This is a genomic window from uncultured Nocardioides sp. (assembly GCF_902805925.1).
GTDB lineage: Bacteria > Actinomycetota > Actinomycetes > Propionibacteriales > Nocardioidaceae > Nocardioides.
Genome location: NZ_CADCUP010000062.1, coordinates 1 through 2,531 on the forward strand (window position 1 = coordinate 1; position 2,531 = coordinate 2,531).

The 2,531-nt window shown below is 72.1% G+C and carries 3 protein-coding genes; 1 reads left to right on the plus strand and 2 read right to left on the minus strand.

The window, feature by feature from the left end:
• Positions 1–27 precede the first annotated feature (27 nt).
• Positions 28–582 (plus strand): hypothetical protein, encoded by a 555-nt coding sequence (locus QZX64_RS04305; RefSeq protein WP_295657268.1) that lies wholly within the window; start codon positions 28–30, stop codon positions 580–582.
• A gap of 31 nt (positions 583–613) precedes the next feature.
• Here QZX64_RS04305 and fbaA read toward each other — a convergent pair whose 3' ends face one another.
• Positions 614–1,648 (minus strand): class II fructose-bisphosphate aldolase, encoded by a 1,035-nt coding sequence (gene fbaA, locus QZX64_RS04310; protein WP_295657270.1) that lies wholly within the window; start codon positions 1,646–1,648, stop codon positions 614–616.
• A 268-nt stretch (positions 1,649–1,916) separates the two neighbouring features.
• Positions 1,917–2,531: TrmH family RNA methyltransferase (locus QZX64_RS04315; protein ID WP_295657272.1), on the minus strand; the 615-nt coding region annotated here is incomplete at its 5' end.

The window sequence follows — 2,531 nt, forward strand, 5'->3', positions numbered from 1 at the left end:
GCACCTCATCCTCAGGAAGGACCTCTCATGGCCCGCGACACCCTCTCCCGCTCCCTCCACGACGTCGGCCTCGCCGCCTGGTTCGGAGGGACCCTGGCCAACGCCGTCGCCCTCAACCCGGCCGCCGCCGAGGCAAGCACCTCGACCGACCGCGGCGCGGTCGCGAACGTCGGCTGGGACCGGTGGACCCCCGTCAACGCCGCCGCGATCGGCGCCCACGTGCTCGGCTCCGTCGGTCAGCTCATCGGCAACAAGGGCCGCCTGCAGGGACAACAGGGCGTCGCCTCGATGTCCGTGGCCAAGACCGCGCTCACAGCCGCGGCGCTCGGCGTCACGGCGTACTCGCGCGTGCTCGGCAAGCGGGTCTCGCAGGAGACCCGGATGCCCGCCGAGTCCGGCACCCAGCCGGACACCGGCACCCCGCCCAGCGTCGCCTCGGCGCAGAAGCAGCTGCGCATGCTCCAGTGGGCGATCCCGGCCCTCACCGGCGCGCTCGTGGTGGTGACCTCCTTCGCCGGCGAGCAGCAGCGCGCCTCCGAGGTGAAGTCGGGCGTGCTGCGGAAGGTGCTTCCGACGGCCTGAGCCCCTGGCTCCGACCGCCCTCGGCGCCGACTCAGGCGCCGAGGGTGGTGCCGGCGGCCCGCAGGTGCTCGCAGGCCTCCACGACGCGGGCGGCCATTCCGGCCTCACCGGCCTTGCCCCACGCCCGCGGGTCGTAGGCCTTCTTGTTGCCGACCTCGCCGTCGACCTTGAGCACGCCGTCGTAGTTGCTGAACATGTGCGCGGCCACCGGGCGCGTGAAGGCGTACTGCGTGTCGGTGTCGACGTTCATCTTCACCACGCCGTAGTCGACCGCCGCGGCGATCTCCTCCGCGGTGGAGCCCGAGCCGCCGTGGAAGACGAGGTCGAAGGGCTTCGCGTCGGCGTCGAGGCCCAGCTTGCCCGCCACCGCCTCCTGCGCGGCCTTGAGGATCTCGGGCCGCAGCTTGACGTTGCCCGGCTTGTAGACGCCGTGCACGTTGCCGAAGGTGAGGGCCGTCATGTAGCGGCCCTTCTCACCCGCGCCCAGGACCTCGACCGTGGCGAGGGCGTCGTCGGGGGTGGTGTAGAGGTGCTCGTTGATCTCGTTGGCGACGCCGTCCTCCTCGCCGCCCACGACCCCGATCTCGACCTCCAGGACGATGTGCGCGGCCGCGCACTGGGCGAGCAGGTCGGCGGCGATCTCGAGGTTCTCGTCGAGCAGCACCGCGGAGCCGTCCCACATGTGCGACTGGAACAGCGGCATCTCGCCCCGCTTCACCCGCTCGACGGAGATCGCCAGCAGCGGCCGGACGAAGCCGTCGAGCTTGTCCTCGGGGCAGTGGTCGGTGTGCAGGGCGATGTTGACGGGGTAGTTCTTCGCCACCTCGGCCGCGTAGGCCGCGAAGGCCACGGAGCCGCTCACCATGTTCTTCACGCCGGGGCCGGAGAGGTAGTCGGCGCCGCCGGTGGAGACCTGGATGATGCCGTCGGAGCCGGCGTCCGCGAAGCCCTGCAGCGCGGCGTTCAGCGTCTGCGACGACGAGACGTTGATCGCCGGGTAGGCGAACGAGCGGGACTTGGCCGCATCCAGCATCTCGGCGTAGCGCTCGGGGGTGGCGATGGGCATAGGGAGCTCCTCGGCGGGTCAGGGTCGAAGACGTGCTGGGCTTTCCCGAGGACCCTAGTCGGTCGCGGTGAGGCATGGACACCGACGACCTCGACCTGCGCGAGCACCTCGCCGCCGGTCGGGGCTCGCCCCGGTCAGGGCGTCGGCGTCAGCACGATCGACCACGTCGTGGCCGTCGACGAGGCGACGTCGGTGCTCGCGGGAACGCCACCGGGGGTGGCACGGATCCACCTTCTCGTGGGGATCCGGCGTGGTGGGGCCGGCCGGCTCAGCCCCGCCAGGCCGTGTCGCCGGACAGGTCCGCGTGCGTGCGGACCCAGGCGTGCATGGCGATCGCCGCGGCGGCCGAGGCGTTGATGGAGCGCGTCGACCCGAACTGGGCGATCGAGAAGGTGCCGTCGCACGCCTCCCGAGCACCCGCGGAGAGCCCCGGGCCCTCCTGGCCGAAGAGGAAGCACACCCGGCGCGGCACCCGCATCGTCTCCAGGTGCGCCGACCCGGGAAGGTTGTCGATCCCGAGGAGCCGGACGCCGGCGCCACGGAGGTGTGTCGCGAGGTCGGCGGCGGTCTCGTGATGGCGCACGTGCTGGTAGCGGTCGGTCACCATGGCGCCGCGGCGGTTCCACCGGCGGTTGCCGACGATGTGCACCTCGGCGGCGAGGAACGCGTTCGCCGAGCGCACGATCGTGCCGATGTTGAAGTCGTGGCGCCAGTTCTCGATCGCGACGTGGAAGTCGTGCCGCCGGCTGTCGAGGTCGGCGACGATCGCCTCCACCGACCAGTAGCGGTAACGGTCGACGACGTTGCGGCGGTCGCCCGCGGCGAGCAGGTCGGCGTCGTACACCTCGCTGCCGGGACCGCTCGGCCAGGGCCCCTGCCACGG

Coding starts and splice junctions, on each gene's coding strand:
- QZX64_RS04305 (WP_295657268.1), top strand. CDS start 28: ATGGCCCGCGACACCCTCTCCCGCTCCCTCCACGACGTCGGCCTCGCC.
- fbaA (WP_295657270.1), bottom strand. CDS start 1,648: ATGCCCATCGCCACCCCCGAGCGCTACGCCGAGATGCTGGATGCGGCC.